At 69.9% G+C, this 16,415-nt stretch carries 15 protein-coding genes, 2 tRNA genes and 1 pseudogene; 7 read left to right on the plus strand and 11 right to left on the minus strand.

Annotated features, from left to right (window positions below; translation table 11 throughout):
• Window positions 1–102: 102 nt before the first annotated feature.
• A tRNA-Asp gene (locus ACEUEL_RS07805) sits at window positions 103–179 on the minus strand.
• 87 nt (window positions 180–266) lie between these two features.
• Entirely contained in the window at window positions 267–1,400 is a 1,134-nt protein-coding gene (locus ACEUEL_RS07810) for an AI-2E family transporter (RefSeq protein ID WP_405703759.1), read from the minus strand.
• A gap of 216 nt (window positions 1,401–1,616) precedes the next feature.
• On the opposite strand from ACEUEL_RS07810, the gene ACEUEL_RS07815 reads away from it, so the two are divergent.
• Together ACEUEL_RS07815 and kdsA are read left to right on the plus strand one after the other, a co-directional pair.
• Window positions 1,617–2,633, plus strand: a complete 1,017-nt coding sequence (locus tag ACEUEL_RS07815) for a KpsF/GutQ family sugar-phosphate isomerase (protein ID WP_405706633.1) — start codon at window positions 1,617–1,619, stop codon at window positions 2,631–2,633.
• A 28-nt stretch (window positions 2,634–2,661) separates the two neighbouring features.
• The gene (gene kdsA, locus ACEUEL_RS07820) at window positions 2,662–3,504 is read left to right on the plus strand and encodes a 3-deoxy-8-phosphooctulonate synthase (RefSeq protein WP_405703761.1); all 843 of its coding nucleotides are present in this window, start codon (window positions 2,662–2,664) and stop codon (window positions 3,502–3,504) included.
• A gap of 27 nt (window positions 3,505–3,531) precedes the next feature.
• Here the strand turns inward: kdsA and ACEUEL_RS07825 are convergent, their stop codons facing one another.
• A complete protein-coding gene (locus ACEUEL_RS07825) occupies window positions 3,532–3,783 on the minus strand; it encodes a hypothetical protein (RefSeq protein ID WP_405703763.1) in 252 nt (83 codons plus the stop codon).
• A gap of 194 nt (window positions 3,784–3,977) precedes the next feature.
• Here ACEUEL_RS07825 and ACEUEL_RS07830 point away from each other — a divergent pair, with 194 nt between their 5' ends.
• The 3 genes from ACEUEL_RS07830 to ACEUEL_RS07840 all read left to right on the plus strand — a co-directional run bounded on the left by ACEUEL_RS07830 (window position 3,978) and on the right by ACEUEL_RS07840 (window position 5,945).
• Window positions 3,978–4,730: a hypothetical protein gene (locus ACEUEL_RS07830; RefSeq protein ID WP_405703765.1), complete on the plus strand. Its 753-nt coding sequence runs from the start codon at window positions 3,978–3,980 to the stop codon at window positions 4,728–4,730.
• A 216-nt stretch (window positions 4,731–4,946) separates the two neighbouring features.
• A tRNA-Pro gene (locus ACEUEL_RS07835) sits at window positions 4,947–5,024 on the plus strand.
• Between the two features lie 261 nt (window positions 5,025–5,285).
• Window positions 5,286–5,945, plus strand: a complete 660-nt coding sequence (locus ACEUEL_RS07840) for a nitroreductase family protein (RefSeq protein ID WP_405703767.1) — start codon at window positions 5,286–5,288, stop codon at window positions 5,943–5,945.
• A gap of 157 nt (window positions 5,946–6,102) precedes the next feature.
• On the opposite strand, the gene amaB is transcribed toward ACEUEL_RS07840, so the two are convergent.
• The gene (gene amaB, locus ACEUEL_RS07845; RefSeq protein WP_405703769.1) at window positions 6,103–7,638 is read right to left on the minus strand and encodes an L-piperidine-6-carboxylate dehydrogenase; all 1,536 of its coding nucleotides are present in this window, start codon (window positions 7,636–7,638) and stop codon (window positions 6,103–6,105) included.
• 655 nt (window positions 7,639–8,293) lie between these two features.
• On the opposite strand from amaB, the gene ACEUEL_RS07850 reads away from it, so the two are divergent.
• Complete coding sequence (locus ACEUEL_RS07850; RefSeq protein WP_405703771.1) at window positions 8,294–8,602, plus strand: septal ring lytic transglycosylase RlpA family protein; 309 nt, start codon at window positions 8,294–8,296, stop codon at window positions 8,600–8,602.
• 804 nt (window positions 8,603–9,406) lie between these two features.
• Here the strand turns inward: ACEUEL_RS07850 and ACEUEL_RS07855 are convergent.
• From ACEUEL_RS07855 to ACEUEL_RS07880, 6 genes and pseudogenes are all read right to left on the minus strand, one after another.
• Window positions 9,407–9,661: pseudogene (locus ACEUEL_RS07855) on the minus strand (MerR family transcriptional regulator); the annotation flags it as partial.
• A gap of 31 nt (window positions 9,662–9,692) precedes the next feature.
• A complete protein-coding gene (locus ACEUEL_RS07860; protein WP_405703773.1) occupies window positions 9,693–9,998 on the minus strand; it encodes an integration host factor subunit alpha in 306 nt (101 codons plus the stop codon).
• Window positions 9,999–10,082: 84 nt separating this feature from the next.
• Entirely contained in the window at window positions 10,083–11,057 is a 975-nt protein-coding gene (locus ACEUEL_RS07865; protein ID WP_405703775.1) for a beta-ketoacyl-ACP synthase III, read from the minus strand.
• Entirely contained in the window at window positions 11,054–12,127 is a 1,074-nt protein-coding gene (plsX, locus tag ACEUEL_RS07870; protein WP_405703776.1) for a phosphate acyltransferase PlsX, read from the minus strand. The genes ACEUEL_RS07865 and plsX overlap by 4 nt, the downstream gene beginning before the upstream one ends.
• 110 nt (window positions 12,128–12,237) lie before the next feature.
• Window positions 12,238–12,777, minus strand: coding sequence for a DUF177 domain-containing protein (locus ACEUEL_RS07875; RefSeq protein ID WP_405703778.1), 540 nt, complete (start codon window positions 12,775–12,777; stop codon window positions 12,238–12,240).
• Window positions 12,778–12,779: 2 nt separating this feature from the next.
• A complete protein-coding gene (locus ACEUEL_RS07880; RefSeq protein ID WP_405703780.1) occupies window positions 12,780–13,316 on the minus strand; it encodes a ubiquinol-cytochrome C chaperone family protein in 537 nt (178 codons plus the stop codon).
• A gap of 316 nt (window positions 13,317–13,632) precedes the next feature.
• Here ACEUEL_RS07880 and ACEUEL_RS07885 point away from each other — a divergent pair, with 316 nt between their 5' ends.
• Window positions 13,633–14,055 carry an outer membrane protein assembly factor BamE gene (locus ACEUEL_RS07885; RefSeq protein ID WP_405706636.1) on the plus strand — a complete coding sequence of 141 codons (423 nt, stop codon included), beginning with the start codon at window positions 13,633–13,635 and terminating at the stop codon, window positions 14,053–14,055.
• Window positions 14,056–14,121: 66 nt separating this feature from the next.
• On the opposite strand, the gene ACEUEL_RS07890 is transcribed toward ACEUEL_RS07885, so the two are convergent.
• Window positions 14,122–16,245 (minus strand): sodium-translocating pyrophosphatase, encoded by a 2,124-nt coding sequence (locus ACEUEL_RS07890; RefSeq protein WP_405703782.1) that lies wholly within the window; start codon window positions 16,243–16,245, stop codon window positions 14,122–14,124.
• Window positions 16,246–16,415 lie beyond the last annotated feature (170 nt).

Raw genomic sequence — 16,415 nt, forward strand, 5'->3', positions numbered from 1 at the left:
CTCCGTCCGAACCCGCAGGCATCGGCTGACGCGACCGCCCATTCGCCTCACGCGAAACAGGAGCAATTCCGGCTATATCCTTGGGATGGCTCGCCGATCGAGTGGCGGGAGTGACGGGGCTCGAACCCGCGACCTCCGGCGTGACAGGCCGGCGCTCTAACCAACTGAGCTACACCCCCAACCGGCGGCGCGGTGGCCGTCAGCGAGTGGGCCGGCGTGTAAAGGACGGTCCGCCGGGTGTCAAGCGCCGCCGATGTCATCCACAGTCACCCCGGCAGATTCAGCCGCCGTCCTTCGGCCAGTTCGTCGGCGAAGGCCTGCGCCGCGATCAGCAGCGGCACCGCAAGAAAGGTACCGACCGGCCCCCATAGCCAGGTCCACACCGCCATCGACAGGAACACCGCGAACGGATTGAGCGAGACGCGGCGTCCGACGATGAGCGGCATCAGGATCTGCCCCTCGACGCTGGTGAAGAGCAGGAAGATCGCGGCCGGCACGATGCCGGCGAGAATCGTCGGGAACGAGATGAGCCCGGCCACCAGCAGGATCGCCGTCGTCGCGGCCGGGCCGATATAGGGAATGTAGTTGAACACGCAGGCGATGGCCGCCCACAGCACCGGATTGGGCAGCCCCACCGCCCAGGTCATCAGGCCAGTGGCGATGCCGAGGCCGATATTGATGAAGGTCGCGGTGACGAGATAGGTGCCGAGCCGCTCCTCGATGGCGCGGAAGATGCGCAGGGCGGCGAGGCGCGCGGGGCGCGGCGTCATCGCCTGCACCAGCTTGCGCTTGATCTGCGCCCGGCCGGCGAGGAAGAACAGCAGCGAGCCGAAGAACAGGATGAACTCGCCGATCGCCGGCGTCACCACGCTCACCATGTTCTGCAGCATCGCGGAGCCGGCGACGTCGACCACCAGCGGCGGCTTTTCCGGGCGGCCGATCGATTCGATGGTGTCGATCAGCGAGGCCACGGCGCTGATGGCCGGCTGCACGCTCTCGAAGCGCTCGCGGATCTGGGCGCCGATCTCGGGGCCGCGCGCCACCCAGTCGGCCAGCGGCGCGGCCAGCAGCAGCGCGACGCCGTAGAAGCTGGCGACGAGGATGACCACCAGCAGCACCGAGGAAACGATCGTCGGGATGCCGCGCCGGCTCAGCGCCTCGATGGCCGGGCCGATGACGCTGCCGATGATCACCGCCGCGACGATCGGAATCAGCACCGCGCGCGCCATCACGAGCACGGCGCCGAACGCGATCAGCCCGGTGGAGATGATCGCCACCTGGGTCATGCGCCGCCACATCCGCTCGTTGCGCGCCTCCCCGACCGGAACGGGCGAATCGTTCTCCGCGCGCGGCGCCCTCACCTGGATGCCCGCCTCGATCCGACCCTGTCGCGTCTGCATGTGATTCCCCTGCCCTGCCGCCGGCGGCGCCATCCGCCGGCCGGCGCGCGGTGGTAACGCACCGGTGGCAGGCGGGTTCCTGCCGCCCTGCCGGCCCGGCATTGCGTCGCGCGGCGAGGCCGCTTAAGGAAACGTCCTGAACGGCGCCGGCGGGGGCGTTGCCTGTGCAAACGCGGAAGACGCAACGTGCGGCTTCCCTCCTCGGAGAGCTATGATTTGACGATCGCCGACCCCGATCACACCGCGGCCCCCACCACGGCTGGCGAGGGCCTGAGCGCCAGCCTGCGCCGCACGCTGCGGCTGGAAGCGGCGGGTCTCGCCGCCCTCGACGCGCAGATCGACGGCGAACTCGGCACGGCGATCGGGCGGACGATCGCGCTGATCGAGCGGGCGCGCGGACGCGTCGTCGTCACCGGCATGGGCAAGAGCGGCCATGTCGGGCGCAAGATCGCCGCGACGCTGGCCTCGACCGGCACGCCCGCGATGTTCCTCCATGCCGCCGAGGCGAGCCATGGCGATCTCGGCATGGTCACCACGGACGACCTCGTGCTGGCGCTGTCATGGTCGGGCGAGACCGCGGAACTGAGCGACATCATCCACTACGCCAAGCGCTTCGCGGTGCCGCTGGTCGCGATGACGGCGAACCCCGCCAGCGCGCTCGGGCGCGCCGCCGACGTCGCGCTGATCCTGCCGAAGGCGGAGGAGGCCTGCCCGAACGGACTGGCGCCGACCACCTCCACCCTGCTCCAACTCGCGCTGGGCGATGCGCTGGCGGTGGCGCTGCTGGAGCGCCGCGGCTTCACCGCGTCCGATTTCCGCACCCTGCATCCCGGCGGCAAGCTCGGCGCCCGCCTGCTCAAGGTCGCCGACCTCATGCACGTGGGCGACGCGATGCCGCTGGTGCGGCTGGGCACGCCGATGAGCGAGGCGCTGATCGAGATCACCGGCAAGCGCTTCGGCTGCTGCGGCGTGGTCGACGCCGATCGCCGGCTCGCCGGCATCGTCACCGACGGCGACCTGCGCCGGCACATGAGCGCGGACCTGCTGCCGACGCCGGTGGAGGAGGTCATGACCACCTCCCCCTTCGTGGTCGATCCCTCCGAACTCGTCAGCGCCGCGCTCGGGCTGATGAACCGGCGGCCGGTTCCCGTCACCGTGGTGTTCGCGGTGATGAACGGCGAGCCGGTCGGCATCCTCCATATCCACGACGTCCTGCGCGCCGGCGTCGTCTGACGCAACAGCCGCGAACCGGGAGATCGACATGTCCGCCCCCCGCGCCAACGCGACCGTCAGCGTCGGCAACGTCACCTTCGGCAATGACCGGCGCCTCGCGCTGATCGCCGGGCCGTGTCAGATCGAGAGCCGCGCCCATGTGCTCGAATGCGCCGCGGCGATCAAGGACATCGCCGACCGGCTCGACATCGGCGTGGTGTTCAAGAGTTCCTTCGACAAGGCCAACCGAACCTCGCTGAAGGGCGCGCGCGGCATCGGCCTGAAGGCGGCGCTGCCGATCCTCGCCGAGGTGCGCGAGCGCTACGGCATGCCGGTGCTGACCGACATCCATGAGATCGACCAGTGCGCGCCCGTCGCGGAAGCGGTCGATATCCTGCAGATCCCGGCGTTCCTGTGCCGGCAGACCGACCTCCTGATCGCCGCCGCGCAGACGGGTCGCACGGTGAACGTGAAGAAGGGCCAGTTCCTCGCGCCCTGGGACATGGCGAACGTCGTCGCCAAGATCACCGAGAGCGGCAACGCGAATGTGCTGGTCACCGAGCGCGGCGCCTCCTTCGGCTACAACACGCTGGTCTCCGACATGCGCTCGCTGCCGATCATGGCGCAGACCACCGGCGCGCCGGTGATCTTCGACGCCACCCACTCCGTGCAGCAGCCGGGCGGCCAAGGCACCTCGTCCGGCGGCCAGCGCGAATTCGTGCCGGTGCTGGCCAGTGCGGCGGTGGCGGCCGGGGTGGCGGGCGTCTTCATTGAGACGCATCCCGACCCCGACCACGCCCCGTCCGACGGGCCGAACATGGTGCCGCTGAAGGAGTTCGAGCCGCTGGTGCGCAAGCTCCTCGCCTTCGACGCGGTCGCCAAGGCGGCCTGAGGCTCGCTTCCGTCGACGGCGCCTGCGTCAGTCCAAGGCACGCTTGGCCTTCTGCGCGGGCGAGTTCCAGCCCTTGTAGAGCGGGGCGAAGATCGGCTCGTAGATCGGCCGGCTGCCGCGCTGGCGCACCTGCTGGCGCTGCACGCGCTCCTGCACTTTCTGGTCGCGCTTCTGATCCGCTCCGATCGGGTGCGGCGGGACATAAACGGCCTGGGCAGCGGTGGCGGCACCGAACAGAACGGCGGCGCCGAGGGCAAGGGGGATCGTCTTCGCGAACATCGCGCATCTCCTCCAAGGGGTTGAATTGGCAGGATAATGCGCGAGCGCGAGGCGAGTTCCATGCTGCCGCTGCCTTATCGGAAGGGGCGGCCGGGGGCGCGCCGGTCCAACCTTCTCCTTGTTCGTCGTAGAGATTGCGACGAAAGGGAAACCGGGATGGAGGGCGCGCGGCGCCCCCAACAGGAGACGGATTGATGACCGACAAGGACGAGCTGCTGCCCGCGTGGCCGAATGCGGCCCTGCTGCTCAGCAGCCTGTCGCTGGTGGTGGCACTGGTGTTCGCGGGCCTCGCCGGCTACCTGACGGTCGAAGTCATGACGCTCAACCGCGAGGTGGCGCAGCTGAAGCAGGGACGGTTCGCGGCCGCCGCCGACGCGGGGGCGACCGAGGCCCCGGCCGCACCGGCGCCGACCGATGCGGAGCCGGCACCGGCGTGGATCGGCGGCGGGGCACGTTCGGCGCCGGCGGAGCCCGCCGCATCCGTCGCGGAGCCCCAGCCCCAGCCTCAGCCTGCACCGGCCGAGACCAGCGCGGCGACGGCAGCCCCTTCCGAGCCGTCTCCCGCCCCCGAGCCCGCCACGGCCGATGCCGCCCCCGGCGCGCCGTCCACGGCACAACCGGTGACGCCGAAGCCGGAGCCGGCACCCGTCTACAGCGCCCGTGTCTTCGTCCCGGCCGGCATGGACAAGGCCAAGCTCGACCGCTTCACCGGTGCGGTGAAGGGTGCGGGAATCGCCGATGTCGGCATCACCGAGGATCCGGTGGGTCAGCCGGAGAGCTCGTCGATGCTCTATCACAGCTCGGCCGCGGCAACGGCGAAGAAGATCGCGGCGGCGCTGAAGGCCCGTTACCCGGGACTTGAGATCGAGATGCGGGAATCGCAGACCATCTCGCCCAACGCCTGGAACATCGTGATCATCAACCTCACCGCCGACGCGGTGAAGTAGGCGCCCCTATCGGCGCCCCCGCGCTTGCGTGATCCGGCGCCCCTTGGCCCCTAGGGCTCCCGCCCCGTGCGGGACGTCTCGGCGCCCCCGCGATCCGGCCCCGGGCGCCGTCTATGGTTCCGCTATCGACGGCTTGTCCGGGATCGACGCCCGACCCGCGATCCAAGGCTTGCGCCGTCCCCGACAAATCGGTAGACAGACCCCGCCTGAGGGCATCGGAGCGTAGCGCAGCCCGGTTAGCGCACCAGTCTGGGGGACTGGGGGTCGGAGGTTCGAATCCTCTCGCTCCGACCATTTCCCCACCGGCGAGTTCCGGTGGCCTCGGTCCGCCCACAGCGCGGTGGACCTCCAAGCTCGCGACGAACGGCTCTCGAGCGAAATGATTCCAGCCGCTTTCGCGCCTTTCCGCACGTAGCGCTTCAGCCTTACCGCGACCACCTTTCGCGCCTCTCTTGCGTGTCGTCGCTCCCCCCGTCCACGCGCCCAGGCGGATCGTCCTATACTCGCACCATCCGGGTGCTCTATCGGGCACACCGATCACCGGGAGCGTTATGCATGGACGACAGCCGCGCACATCATCACCACCACGACGCCACCGCCGAGCCTGAAACTCCGGCCGAGCCGCTCGCGATTCCCGCCTGCACGGCGATGCTGGAGCGGCTGGCGGCGCGGCGGTCGGTGCCGCTGCGCACGCTCGCCGGGCCCGGACCGACGCCGGGCGAGCTGGAGCGGATGCTGACGCTGGCGACGCGCGTGCCCGACCACGGCCAGCTCGTGCCCTGGCGCTTCATCCTGATCGAGGGTGAGGCGCGGCGCGCGCTCGGCGCGAAGCTCGACGCGCTCTATGCCCGCCAGCAGCCGGAGATGGCGGCGGGCAAGGGCGACATGTGGACGCTGTATCTGGCGCGCGCGCCGCTGACCATCGTGCTGGTGAGCCGACCGGATCCGGCCTCCAAGGTGCCGGTGTGGAACCAGCAGCTCTCCGCCGGCGCGGCGGGCATGGCGTTGACGGTGGCGGCGAGCGCGCTCGGCTTCGCGACGCAATGGCTGCTGAAATGGCCCGGGCGCGACCGGGAAGCCGCCGCCCTGCTCGGCGTCGGCGATGGGGAGCGCGTCGCCGGCTTCATCCATGTCGGCCGGCCGACGCGCACAGCGCCGGAACGGCCCCGCCCGGCGCTGGCGCGGGTCGTGACGCGCTGGGGAGCGGAGGGCTGACGCGAAGGCGCGTCGTCCTGCTTCAGCCTCCTTCGAGGCTCGCTGCGCGCGCTCCTCAGGATGACGTGGTTGATCGAAGCAACGCCATCCTGCACGTGCCGGCCATCGGCCGGCCTCGAAAGATGGTGGAGCCGAGCCCCCTTAGGCAGCCGCCCCTTCAGCCGACGTCGAACGAGACGCCCTGCGCCAGCGGCAGCGCGCGGCTGTAATTGATGGTGTTGGTCGCGCGCCGCATATAGGCCTTCCACGCGTCCGAACCGGATTCGCGGCCGCCGCCGGTCTCCTTCTCGCCGCCGAAGGCACCGCCGATCTCGGCGCCCGAGGGGCCGATATTGACGTTGGCGATGCCGCAATCCGACCCCTCCACCGAGACGAACGCCTCCGCCTCGCGCAGGTCGTTGGTGAAGATCGACGAGGAGAGGCCCTGCGGCACGTCGTTGTGGAGCGTTATCGCCTCGTCGAGGCTGCCGCTGCGGAGCACGTAGAGGATCGGGGCGAAGGTTTCCTGCTTCACCACCTCGGTCTGCTCGGCGATCTCGACCAGCGCCGGGCGCACATAATAGGCCTCCGGCCAGCGCTCGGCATGGACCCGCTCGCCGCCATGCACCCGCGCACCCGCCGCCCGCGCCGCGTCGAGGGCGCGCTGCATGGCACGGTAGGCATCGGCGTCGATCAGCGGGCCGATCAGCGTGCCGGCCGCGCGGGGATCGCCGATGGCGACCGAGCCGTAGGCCTTCTCCAGCCGCGGCACCAGCGCGTCATAGACCGCGCCGTCGACGATGAGGCGCCGCAGCGAGGTGCAGCGCTGGCCGGCCGTGCCCATGGCCGCGAAAGCGATGCCGCGCAAGGCGAGGTCGAGATCGGCGGAGGGGCGCACGATCGCGGCGTTGTTGCCGCCGAGCTCGAGGATGGAGCGCCCGAAGCGCCGCGCCACGCGCTCGCCGACGATGCGGCCCATGCGGGTCGAGCCGGTCGCCGAGAGCACCGGCACGCGGTGGTCGTCGACCAGCGCGGCACCGATCTCGGCGCCGCCGATCAGCACTTGCGAGAGGTTCCCCGGCACGTCCTCCATGCCGGCCGCGGCGCGCTCGAACAGCGCCTGCACGGCGAGCGCGGTCAGCGGGGTCTTCTCGGAGGGCTTCCACAGCACGCTGTCGCCGCACACCAGCGCCAGCGCCGCGTTCCACGACCACACCGCCACGGGGAAATTGAAGGCGGTGACGACGCCGACCGGGCCGACCGGGTGCCAGCTCTCCATCATGCGGTGGCCCGGCCGCTCGGAGGCGATGGTGAGGCCGTAGAGCTGGCGCGACAGGCCGACCGCGAAGTCGCAGATGTCGATCATCTCCTGCACCTCGCCGAGGCCTTCGGTGATGATCTTGCCGGCCTCCAGCGTGACGAGGCGGCCGAGCGAGCCCTTGTGCGCGCGCAGCTCCTCGCCGAGCCGGCGCACCAGCTCACCCCGGCGCGGTGCCGGCACGGTGCGCCAGGCGCGGAACGCCTCGACCGAGCGCGCCACGGCGGCGCCGACATCGTCGACGCCGGCCTCGGCGACATGGGCGACGATCTCGCCGGTGATCGGCGAGCGCACCGCGCGCGAGCCGCCCTGCCAGGCGGCCGGAGCCACGCCGATCGCCTCGAGGATGCTCGCGACTTCGCGCGGGACGCTGGCGAGATTTTCCTGGATGGTCATTGGCTGTCTCCGTTCTGGTCGGCTCGCTCCACCGGCGGCCTCGCGCCGGCGGCCTGTTCCTAGAGCCCTTCCCGTTCGGATGGAACATCCGAACGATCAGGAAGTGCTCCGGATTCCAATAGCGGGAGCAATTCCTCTCGATCGGATGATTCCATCGGATCGGGAAATGCTCCAGCGCTTTCGGCGACCGCCGCCACTTTGTCCATTTCGACCGGGCGTCAGATCGACGCAACCGGGCCGGCCTTGACAGGTTTCGGGTGCTCCCGCCGCCCGCGGACCGCTGATGCCGACATCAGATTCGTGTCCGATTTCGGCAGCGGACCAATTCTACACTCAACCTGCCGTCCACGTTGATCGCCTGTCGAGCGGCTCCACCGATAGTGCAACCGAATCAGTTGAATCAAACAACGTGACGCTTTTCTTCTTTGACGTTCGTCTCATCTGACACGTTCAGATCCAGCGCTCCGATCAACCGTGTCCTGCACGACACACTGCGCGGATATACGCGAATCGGCGGCACATCCTGGCCACATTTGCTCGTCATCGAACCGTCACCGCTCACGGGAGAAGGAACTACGCGTTGCAGGTTTCTGGTTTTCGGCATCTCGCCCGCTCATCGCTCATCGCCGGCTGCGCCCTTCTCGGCGCCGGCAGCATGGCTCAGGCAGGCGATGCCAAGCTTGGCGCCACCACGGGTCTCGCGTCCTATTACGGCTATAGCGGGCGCACGGCCAACGGGGAGCGCCACAGCGCCGGGGCGATGACCGCCGCCCACCGCACCCTGCCCTTCGGCACCAAGGTCAAGGTCACCAATGTCGCCAATGGCCGCTCGGTGGTGCTGCGCATCAACGACCGCGGCCCCTTCATCAGGAAGCGTGTGATCGACGTCTCGACCGCCGCCGCCGACATGCTGGGCTTCCGCTCGCGCGGCGTCGCCAAGGTCGAACTCGCCGTCGTCGACTGACCCGATACCGGCGCGGAGCGCCGGCGCAGGCGCGCCGATGCGTGGTCAGTCGTCGGAATCGGACGCGGCATCCAGCAGCCGCCGGCATTCCTGAAGCTCGTAGAGCGTCGCCTGCAGCCGACGGATATCGTCGCGCGTCAGGTGGCCCGCGCGCGAGGGATCGGCCTCGGCGGCCCGCACCGGCTCGGCCGGGCGCAGGGCGAAGGGCCGCGCCGGCACCTCGGGGGTAAAATCGGACTCGCGGCGGGCCTCGTCACGGCGGGCGTCCTCGCGCCGGGTCTCCTCGCGCCGCGTCTCGGCCCCGAATGGAAATTCGGCGCCCCGCGCCGGACGCTCGGGCGAGCGCTCGAACGGTTCGCGCGCCGGGGGCGCCGGGCGGAAGGGGAAGGCCGGCATCGGCTCGCTCGCCGGCGGAGCGTCGAACAGGACGGGCCGGCGCTCTTCCGCCGGCATGCGGGCGGGCAGCGTGTCGGCCGGCCGGGCGCGCGGCGGCTCGAGCGCGGTCTGGGGCAGGCTGCGCTCCGTCAGGTTGCGTTCGCCCGCCGGGCCGCGGCGCGCGGGAAGCAGGTTCAGCAATCCGCCGATGCCGCCCTGCCGGGGGCCGGGATCGGGCGTCCGCTCACCGCGCGGTGGCGCCGGCGGATCGAGGCGCGGCTCAGAACGCGGTTCCGCCCGCATGGCGCCCGCGGCGCCGGGATGGCCGGCATCAACCGGGGGGAAGGTCTCGCGGCGCGGCGCCTCGTCGAAATCGTCCGCGCCGTCGTCGGGCGGCAGGCTCAGTCCCTGCGCCTCCAGCCACGCATTCTGAACGTGGCGCGGTCCCTGCTCCTTCAGAATGCGCTGGACGCCGCGGATCGTGTAGCCTTCCCCGTACAGCAGATAGCGGATGCCGCGCAGCAGCTCGACATCGTCGGGGCGGTAATAGCGGCGCCCGCCGCCGCGCTTCAGCGGGCGGATCTGCGGGAAGCGGGTTTCCCAGAATCGCAGCACGTGCTGCGGCAGGTCGAGTTCCTCGGCGACCTCGCTGATCGTGCGGAAGGCATCGGGCCCCTTCTCCACGCGCGCTCGCTCCCTTGCCGGGCGACGGCCGTCAGCCGTCGGTCTCCTCGCCGTTGATCTGCTGCTTCAGGATGTTGGACGGCTTGAACACCATGACGCGCCGCGGCGAGATCGGCACTTCCTGGCCGGTCTTGGGATTGCGGCCGACACGCTCGCCCTTGCTGCGCACCACGAAGGAACCGAAGGAGGACAGCTTCACCGTCTCCCCGCGCGCGATGCAGTCGGCGATCTCCGACAGCACGCTCTCGACGAGCGCGGCGGATTCGGTGCGGGACAATCCGACGCGCTGATACACGGCCTCGCAGAGATCCGCGCGTGTGACGGTCCGACCAGCCATCGTACTCCTCCCCTGACGGCTGCCGCTCATGGGGCGGCATGCCATTGACAACCCTAGGCGTCGCAGTGCCCGCAGGTCAACGCTTCACCAGCGCACAAGGGCCGAACCCCAGGTGAATCCGCCGCCCATGGCTTCGAGCAGCACGATCTGCCCCGGCCGGATCCGGCCATCGGCCCAGGCGGCTTCGAGCGCGAGCGGGATCGAGGCGGCGGAGGTGTTGCCGTGGCGATCCACCGTGATCACCACCTTCTCCGGCGCGATGCCCAGCTTTACCGCGCTCGAATCGATGATCCGCCGGTTGGCCTGGTGCGGCACGAACCAGTCGATGGTCTGCGCGTCGATGCCGGTGGCGGCGAAGGCGTCCTCGATGACATCGGTGATCATGCCGACCGCGTGGCGGAACACCTCGCGACCTTCCATGCGCAGGTACCCTGTCGAGCGGGTCGAGGAGACGCCACCGTCGACATAGAGCTTGTGTTTATGGCGTCCGTCCGAGCGCAGATGCGTGGTGAGCACGCCGCGCCCGCCGGCGTCCGCCTCGGGCACGCCCTCCAGCACGATCGCCCCGGCGCCGTCGCCGAACAGCACGCAGGTGCCGCGATCCGACCAGTCGAGGATGCGCGAGAAGGTCTCGGCGCCGATCACCAGCGCCCGCTTGAAGCTGCCGGACTTCAGGAAATTGTCGGCGGTGGCGAGCGCGAAGACGAAGCCCGAGCACACCGCCTGGAGGTCGAACGCGGCGCCGTGGGTGATGCCGAGCCCGGCCTGCACGGTGACCGCGGTGGCGGGGAAGGTGTTGTCGGGCGTCGAGGTCGCCAGCACGATGAGGTCGATGTCGCCCGGCTCCAGCCCGGCATTGGCCAGTGCCGCCCGCGCGGCGGCGAGCGCGAGGTCGGAGGTCACCTGCCCGTCGGCGGCGATGTGGCGGGCCCGGATGCCGGTGCGCTGGACGATCCACTCGTCGGAAGTGTCGACCATCAGGGCGAGGTCGGCATTGGTGAGGACGCGCTCGGGGAGGTAGGCACCGACGCCGCGAACGAGCGAACGAATATGAGTCACGATTGAACCTGCAAGTCGTCCGCCGGGATCGGCGAGGCAACGGCATCGACCACCGGCCGGTCGACGAGCCCCACCTCGATGCGGGAAAGCAATTGGTGGCGCACCATGTCGTAGCCGAGATCGACGGCGGAGGCGAAGCCCTCCGCGTCGGTGCCTCCATGGCTCTTGATCACGACGCCATTGAGGCCGAGGAAGACGCCGCCGTTCGATTTGCGCGGATCGAGCTTTTCCTTCAGCGCGCGGAAGGCGGGTCGCGCCAGCAGATAGCCGATGCGCGACAGGAAGCGGCGGCGGATCGCGGCGCCGAGGAATTCGGCGACCTGCTTGGCGGTGCCTTCGGCGGCCTTCAGGGCGATGTTGCCGGAGTAGCCCTCCGTCACCACCACGTCGACCGTGCCCTTGCCGATGTCGTCGCCCTCGACGAAGCCGCGATAGTCGAGACCGGGATGGTCCGCCGCGCGGAGCACGGCTCCCGCCTCGCGAATCGCCTCGACGCCCTTCATCTCCTCGACGCCGATGTTGAGCAATCCGACCGTCGGGCGTTCGAGCCCGAGCACGATGCGCGCCATCGCCGCGCCCATCACCGACATGTCGACGAGGTGCTGCGCGCTCGCCCCGATCGAGGCGCCGACGTCGAGCACAACGCTTTCCCCGCGCAGGGTCGGCCACAGGCAGGCGATGGCCGGGCGGCCGATGCCCGCCATGGTCTTCAGGTTGACCTTGGCCATCGCCATCAGCGCGCCGGTATTGCCGGCTGACACGGCGCAATCGGCCTGGTGCAGGCGTACCGCGTCTATCGCGCGCCACATGGAGGAGACGCGCCGGCCGCGCCGCAGCGCCTGGCTCGGCTTGTCGTCCATCTGGACGACGACGTCGGTGTGGACGATCTCGCAGGCGGCGGCGAGCTTTGCCCGGCCGGCCAGCAGGCCGGCGATGCGGGCCTGGTCGCCGAACAGCAGGAAGCGGATATCGGGATGCCGCGTCAGCGCGATCTCGGCACCGGGAATCACGACCTCCGGGCCGTGGTCACCGCCCATGACGTCGAGCGCGATGCGGACAGGCGAGGACATGGGGCGGGTTTCGATTCCGGACACGTGGGAGGGCGAAGGGCGCGCCGTGGCCTAGCGCCTCGCGGAGGGCCTGACAATAGGCACACGCATTCCGGCGCTCCGGTTCCGCCTCATTCGCCGCCGGTCGGGCCCGGCTTGCGCAGCTTCGCCAGCGCCCCGAACGGGGATATTTCCTCCGGGCTTCCCTCGGCCGGCGGCTCGAACACGACACCAGGCTTGCGCGGATAGGGATCGATGCCGAGCGCGAGGAACTCGGTGAGGATCGCGCCGAGATCGATGGCGCCGTTCTCGATCATGTCCGGAATGTCCTCGTCGCCGACCTCGATCTCGGCGCCGGGGCGGATCTCGGGAATCCGCCCCTCCGGCACGAAGTGCATGTCGATCGCCTCGTCGAGCGGCGCGTCGAACGGCTCGAGCGTCACCACGCAGTTCTGGCGGACGGTGCCGCGCACGCGACCGCCGACATCGACGCCGCCGCGCCCGTCCGGCGTCACCGAGATGTCGGCGGCAAGCGCGGGCAGCGCCACGATCCCCATCGCCCGGGCGAGACGCTCCCGCTCGCCCGCATCCGGGGCGAGGTGGAAGGAGGCGCCCTCCTCGGGCACGCGCGCCACGAGAAGCGGATGCGAATAGACGGGCGAATCGCTCATGGTCAGGCGTCCTCGGGAGAGGGCAGCGGCAGTTCGCCGCGCGCGAAGGTCTCGAACGGTTCCTGCGCGAGCGCGTCGACCGCCCGCTTCATATAGGCAGCGAGCGCGGCAGGTGCATCGGGTTCGGCGGTACCGGCATAGACATTGCGGGCGAGCGCCTGCGCCAGTTCCGCACCCTCAGGATCGGCCAGCGCCGCGTCATAGGCGCCCGCGCGGCCGTAGAAGGCCTCCCCCACGCGCTTCATCTTCTTCGGCACGGTGAGGTCGCCGACACCCATCTCGCGCAGATTGGCGTCCATGTCGCGGCAGAAGGCGTCGAACACCCCCTGCCCCAGTTCGCGCCGCTCCTCCGGTTCCGATTTGAGGCGGTGGAACAGCAGGAAGGCGTGCAGGACGATCATCTCGAACCGCCCCTGCACCGTGTCCGGCACGGCATAGCGGGTATAGAACGCCGGATCGCGCGATCGCGCCACGATCGCGCCATAGAGGCGCTCGATGGTCGCGCGGGCGTTGCGACGCCGGAGCAGACGCAGAATCATGGCGGCCTCCCGCAGGCTGGCGGCGCGCCCCGAGAGGGCGCCGGCGGAGCGGCGGCAGGACTGCCGCGCGCCGAACGGCGGGGTAGCGCGGGACGCGGCGGCTTGGCAAGGGGAGCGGCCGGCGCGCCTGCGAGGTTTGGCGACGGGCGCGTTTGCCGCTATGGGAAGCGCGCGCCGAAGTGGAATGGAGCACGGATCGATGGCAGCAGGCCGGTCAAGGGAACAGCGGGACATACGGCGTCCGGGCGCGCGGACGGCGGGAATGTTCGCGTGCCTCGGCCTCGGGCTGCTGGCCGGGGCGTGCAGCAACATGCCGATGGCGACCGGCAGCATGGGGCTCGCCCGCCAGCCCTCGAGCTTCGTCTCGGAACAGCAGCGCGGCTATGTGATGAATTCCGAGGCGCTGGAACAGGTGCCGGTGGGCTCCAGCCAGGAGCAGGTGCTGCTGGTGCTCGGAACGCCCTCGACCGTGGCGACGGTGGACGGCGAGGTGTTCTACTACATCTCGCAGAAGACCAAGAAGATCATGTTCATGAAGCCGCAGATCATCGACCAGCGGGTGCTCGCGGTCTATTTCGACAAGAAGGACAAGCGCGTCGTGCGCATTGCCGACTACGGCCTGCAGGACGGCAAGGTGTTCGACTTCGTGAGCCGCACCACGCCGACCAGCGGCGAGGAACTCACGCTGCTCGGCCAGTTGTTCAGCACGTCGTCCTATGGCGGGCTCGGCGGCGGCTGACCGCTCGACTCCCCTCACCCGGGCGATACCGGCGCGGAGCGAACCCCGCGCCGGGTGACGGCGGCGCTAGTGCGCCAGTATGGCGAGCAGCAGCAGCGCCACGATGTTGGTGATCTTGATCATCGGGTTCACGGCCGGGCCGGCGGTGTCCTTGTAGGGGTCACCGACGGTGTCGCCGGTCACCGCCGCCTTGTGCGCGTCGGAACCCTTGCCGCCGTAATGGCCGTCCTCGATGTATTTCTTCGCGTTGTCCCACGCGCCGCCGCCCGAGGTCATCGAGATGGCGACGAAGAGCCCCGTCACGATCACGCCGAGCAGCATCGCGCCCACCGCCGAGAAGGCTGCCGACTTGCCCGCCGCGCCGCCGCCGGCGATGAAGTAGATGGCGAAGTAGCACACGATCGGGGAGAGCACCGGCAGCAGCGAGGGGATGATCATCTCCTTGATCGCCGCCTGGGTGAGGATGTCGACCGCGCGCTTGTAGTCCGGCTTGTCCTTGCCGGTCATGATGCCCGGCTTGTCGCGGAACTGCCGGCGCACCTCCTCGACGATCGCGCCCGCGGCGCGCCCCACCGCCGTCATGCCCATGGCGGCGAAGAGGAAGGGCAGCAGGCCGCCGAACAGCAGGCCGACGACGACGTAGGGATTCTCCAGCGAGAAGTCCGGCGCCACGCCCTGGAAATAGGGCCGCGTGTCGGCATTGGCGATGAAGTATTTCAGGTCCTGGTTATAGGCGGCGAACAGCACCAGCGCGCCGAGGCCGGCCGAGGCGATGGCATAGCCCTTGGTGATCGCCTTGGTGGTGTTGCCGACCGCGTCGAGGGCGTCGGTGGACTTGCGCACGTCCTTCGGCAGGCCGGCCATCTCGGCGATGCCACCGGCATTGTCGGTGACCGGGCCGAAGGCGTCGAGCGCCACCACCATGCCGGCCAGCGCCAGCATCGTCGTCGCGGCGATGGCGGTGCCGAACAAGCCGGCGAGGCCGTAGGTGGCGAGGATGCCGGCGATGATCACCAGCGTCGGCAGCGCGGTCGATTCCAGCGAGACCGCGAGGCCCTGGATGATGTTGGTGCCATGGCCGGTCACGGATGACTTGGCGATGGACTGCACCGGCCGGAAGTCGGTGCCGGTGTAGTATTCGGTGATCCAGACGATCAGGCCGGTCACCGCGAGGCCGACGATGCCGCACAGGAACAGCGCGCCGCCGGTGATGCCGGTGGTGCCGATCGGGCCGAAGCCGATCACCGTCAGTGTCACGAAGGCGAGCGCGATCACCGAGAGCCCGGCGCTGGCGAAGAAGCCGCGGTAGAGCGCGCCCATGATCGACTGGCTGGCCGGGAGCTTCACGAAGAAGGTGCCGGCGATCGAGGTAATGATGCAGGCCGCGCCGATCGCCATCGGATAGGCGAGCATGGAGGGCAGGATATCCGGCTGGCTGCCGAAGAAGATCACCGCCAGCACCATGGTCGCGACCAGCGTCACCGCATAGGTCTCGAACAGGTCGGCGGCCATGCCGGCGCAGTCGCCGACATTGTCGCCGACATTGTCGGCGATGGTGGCGGGATTGCGCGGATCGTCCTCGGGAATACCGGCCTCGACCTTGCCGACGAGGTCGCCGCCGACATCCGCGCCCTTGGTGAAGATGCCGCCGCCGAGACGCGCGAAGATCGAGATCAGCGATGCGCCGAAGCCGAGCGCGACGAGGGCGTCGACCACGGTGCGGTCGCCCGGCGCGAAGCCCATGATGCGGGTCAGCACGATGAAGTAGACCGCAACGCCCAGCAGGGCGAGGCCGGCCACCAGCATGCCGGTGATGGCGCCCGCCTTGAAGGCGATGTCGAGCCCGCCGGCCAGCGACTTTGTCGCCGCCTGCGCGGTGCGCACATTGGCGCGGACCGACACGTTCATGCCGATGAAGCCGGCGGCGCCCGACAATCCCGCGCCGATGAGGAAGCCGATGGCGACGAGCCAGCCGAGCAGGAAGCCCACCAGCACGAAGATGACGGCACCGACGATGGCGATCGTTGTGTATTGGCGGGCGAGATAGGCCTGCGCACCGTCGCGAACCGCCGCCGCGATCTCCTGCATGCGGGCGGAACCGGGATCGGCGGCATTCACCTCGCGCGCCGCCCATACGCCATAGACGATGGACAGCGCCCCGCAGGCGACAATCAGAAGTAGAGAAAGCATGAGTTTAGTCCCACCTTCGGCTGTTTCCTCGTGGCGGGATCGTTGTTGTGTGATGGAGCCGCGGCGTGGCGGCATCGGTGCCCGCCCGCCACGACGGGCCCGACGGCCGGGAGCGTGCCAAAAAGCCGCGGGCACCGCAATGCAACCTTCGCCTCCGGCGGCCTTAAACG

Origin of the sequence: Ancylobacter terrae (genome assembly GCF_045108345.1) — a bacterium.
Taxonomy (GTDB): domain Bacteria; phylum Pseudomonadota; class Alphaproteobacteria; order Rhizobiales; family Xanthobacteraceae; genus Ancylobacter.

What these genes read in the sequence shown, in the direction of transcription:
- ACEUEL_RS07875 (WP_405703778.1), bottom strand. Translation starts at nt 12,777, where the DNA reads ATGAGCGATTCGCCCGTCTATTCGCATCCGCTTCTCGTGGCGCGCGTG.
- ACEUEL_RS07825 (WP_405703763.1), bottom strand. Translation starts at nt 3,783, where the DNA reads ATGTTCGCGAAGACGATCCCCCTTGCCCTCGGCGCCGCCGTTCTGTTC.
- plsX (WP_405703776.1), bottom strand. Translation starts at nt 12,127, where the DNA reads ATGTCCTCGCCTGTCCGCATCGCGCTCGACGTCATGGGCGGTGACCAC.
- ACEUEL_RS07890 (WP_405703782.1), bottom strand. Translation starts at nt 16,245, where the DNA reads ATGCTTTCTCTACTTCTGATTGTCGCCTGCGGGGCGCTGTCCATCGTC.
- ACEUEL_RS07830 (WP_405703765.1), top strand. Translation starts at nt 3,978, where the DNA reads ATGACCGACAAGGACGAGCTGCTGCCCGCGTGGCCGAATGCGGCCCTG.
- ACEUEL_RS07840 (WP_405703767.1), top strand. Translation starts at nt 5,286, where the DNA reads ATGGACGACAGCCGCGCACATCATCACCACCACGACGCCACCGCCGAG.
- ACEUEL_RS07860 (WP_405703773.1), bottom strand. Translation starts at nt 9,998, where the DNA reads ATGGCTGGTCGGACCGTCACACGCGCGGATCTCTGCGAGGCCGTGTAT.
- ACEUEL_RS07880 (WP_405703780.1), bottom strand. Translation starts at nt 13,316, where the DNA reads ATGATTCTGCGTCTGCTCCGGCGTCGCAACGCCCGCGCGACCATCGAG.
- kdsA (WP_405703761.1), top strand. Translation starts at nt 2,662, where the DNA reads ATGTCCGCCCCCCGCGCCAACGCGACCGTCAGCGTCGGCAACGTCACC.
- ACEUEL_RS07885 (WP_405706636.1), top strand. Translation starts at nt 13,633, where the DNA reads ATGGCGACCGGCAGCATGGGGCTCGCCCGCCAGCCCTCGAGCTTCGTC.
- amaB (WP_405703769.1), bottom strand. Translation starts at nt 7,638, where the DNA reads ATGACCATCCAGGAAAATCTCGCCAGCGTCCCGCGCGAAGTCGCGAGC.
- ACEUEL_RS07850 (WP_405703771.1), top strand. Translation starts at nt 8,294, where the DNA reads ATGGCTCAGGCAGGCGATGCCAAGCTTGGCGCCACCACGGGTCTCGCG.
- ACEUEL_RS07810 (WP_405703759.1), bottom strand. Translation starts at nt 1,400, where the DNA reads ATGCAGACGCGACAGGGTCGGATCGAGGCGGGCATCCAGGTGAGGGCG.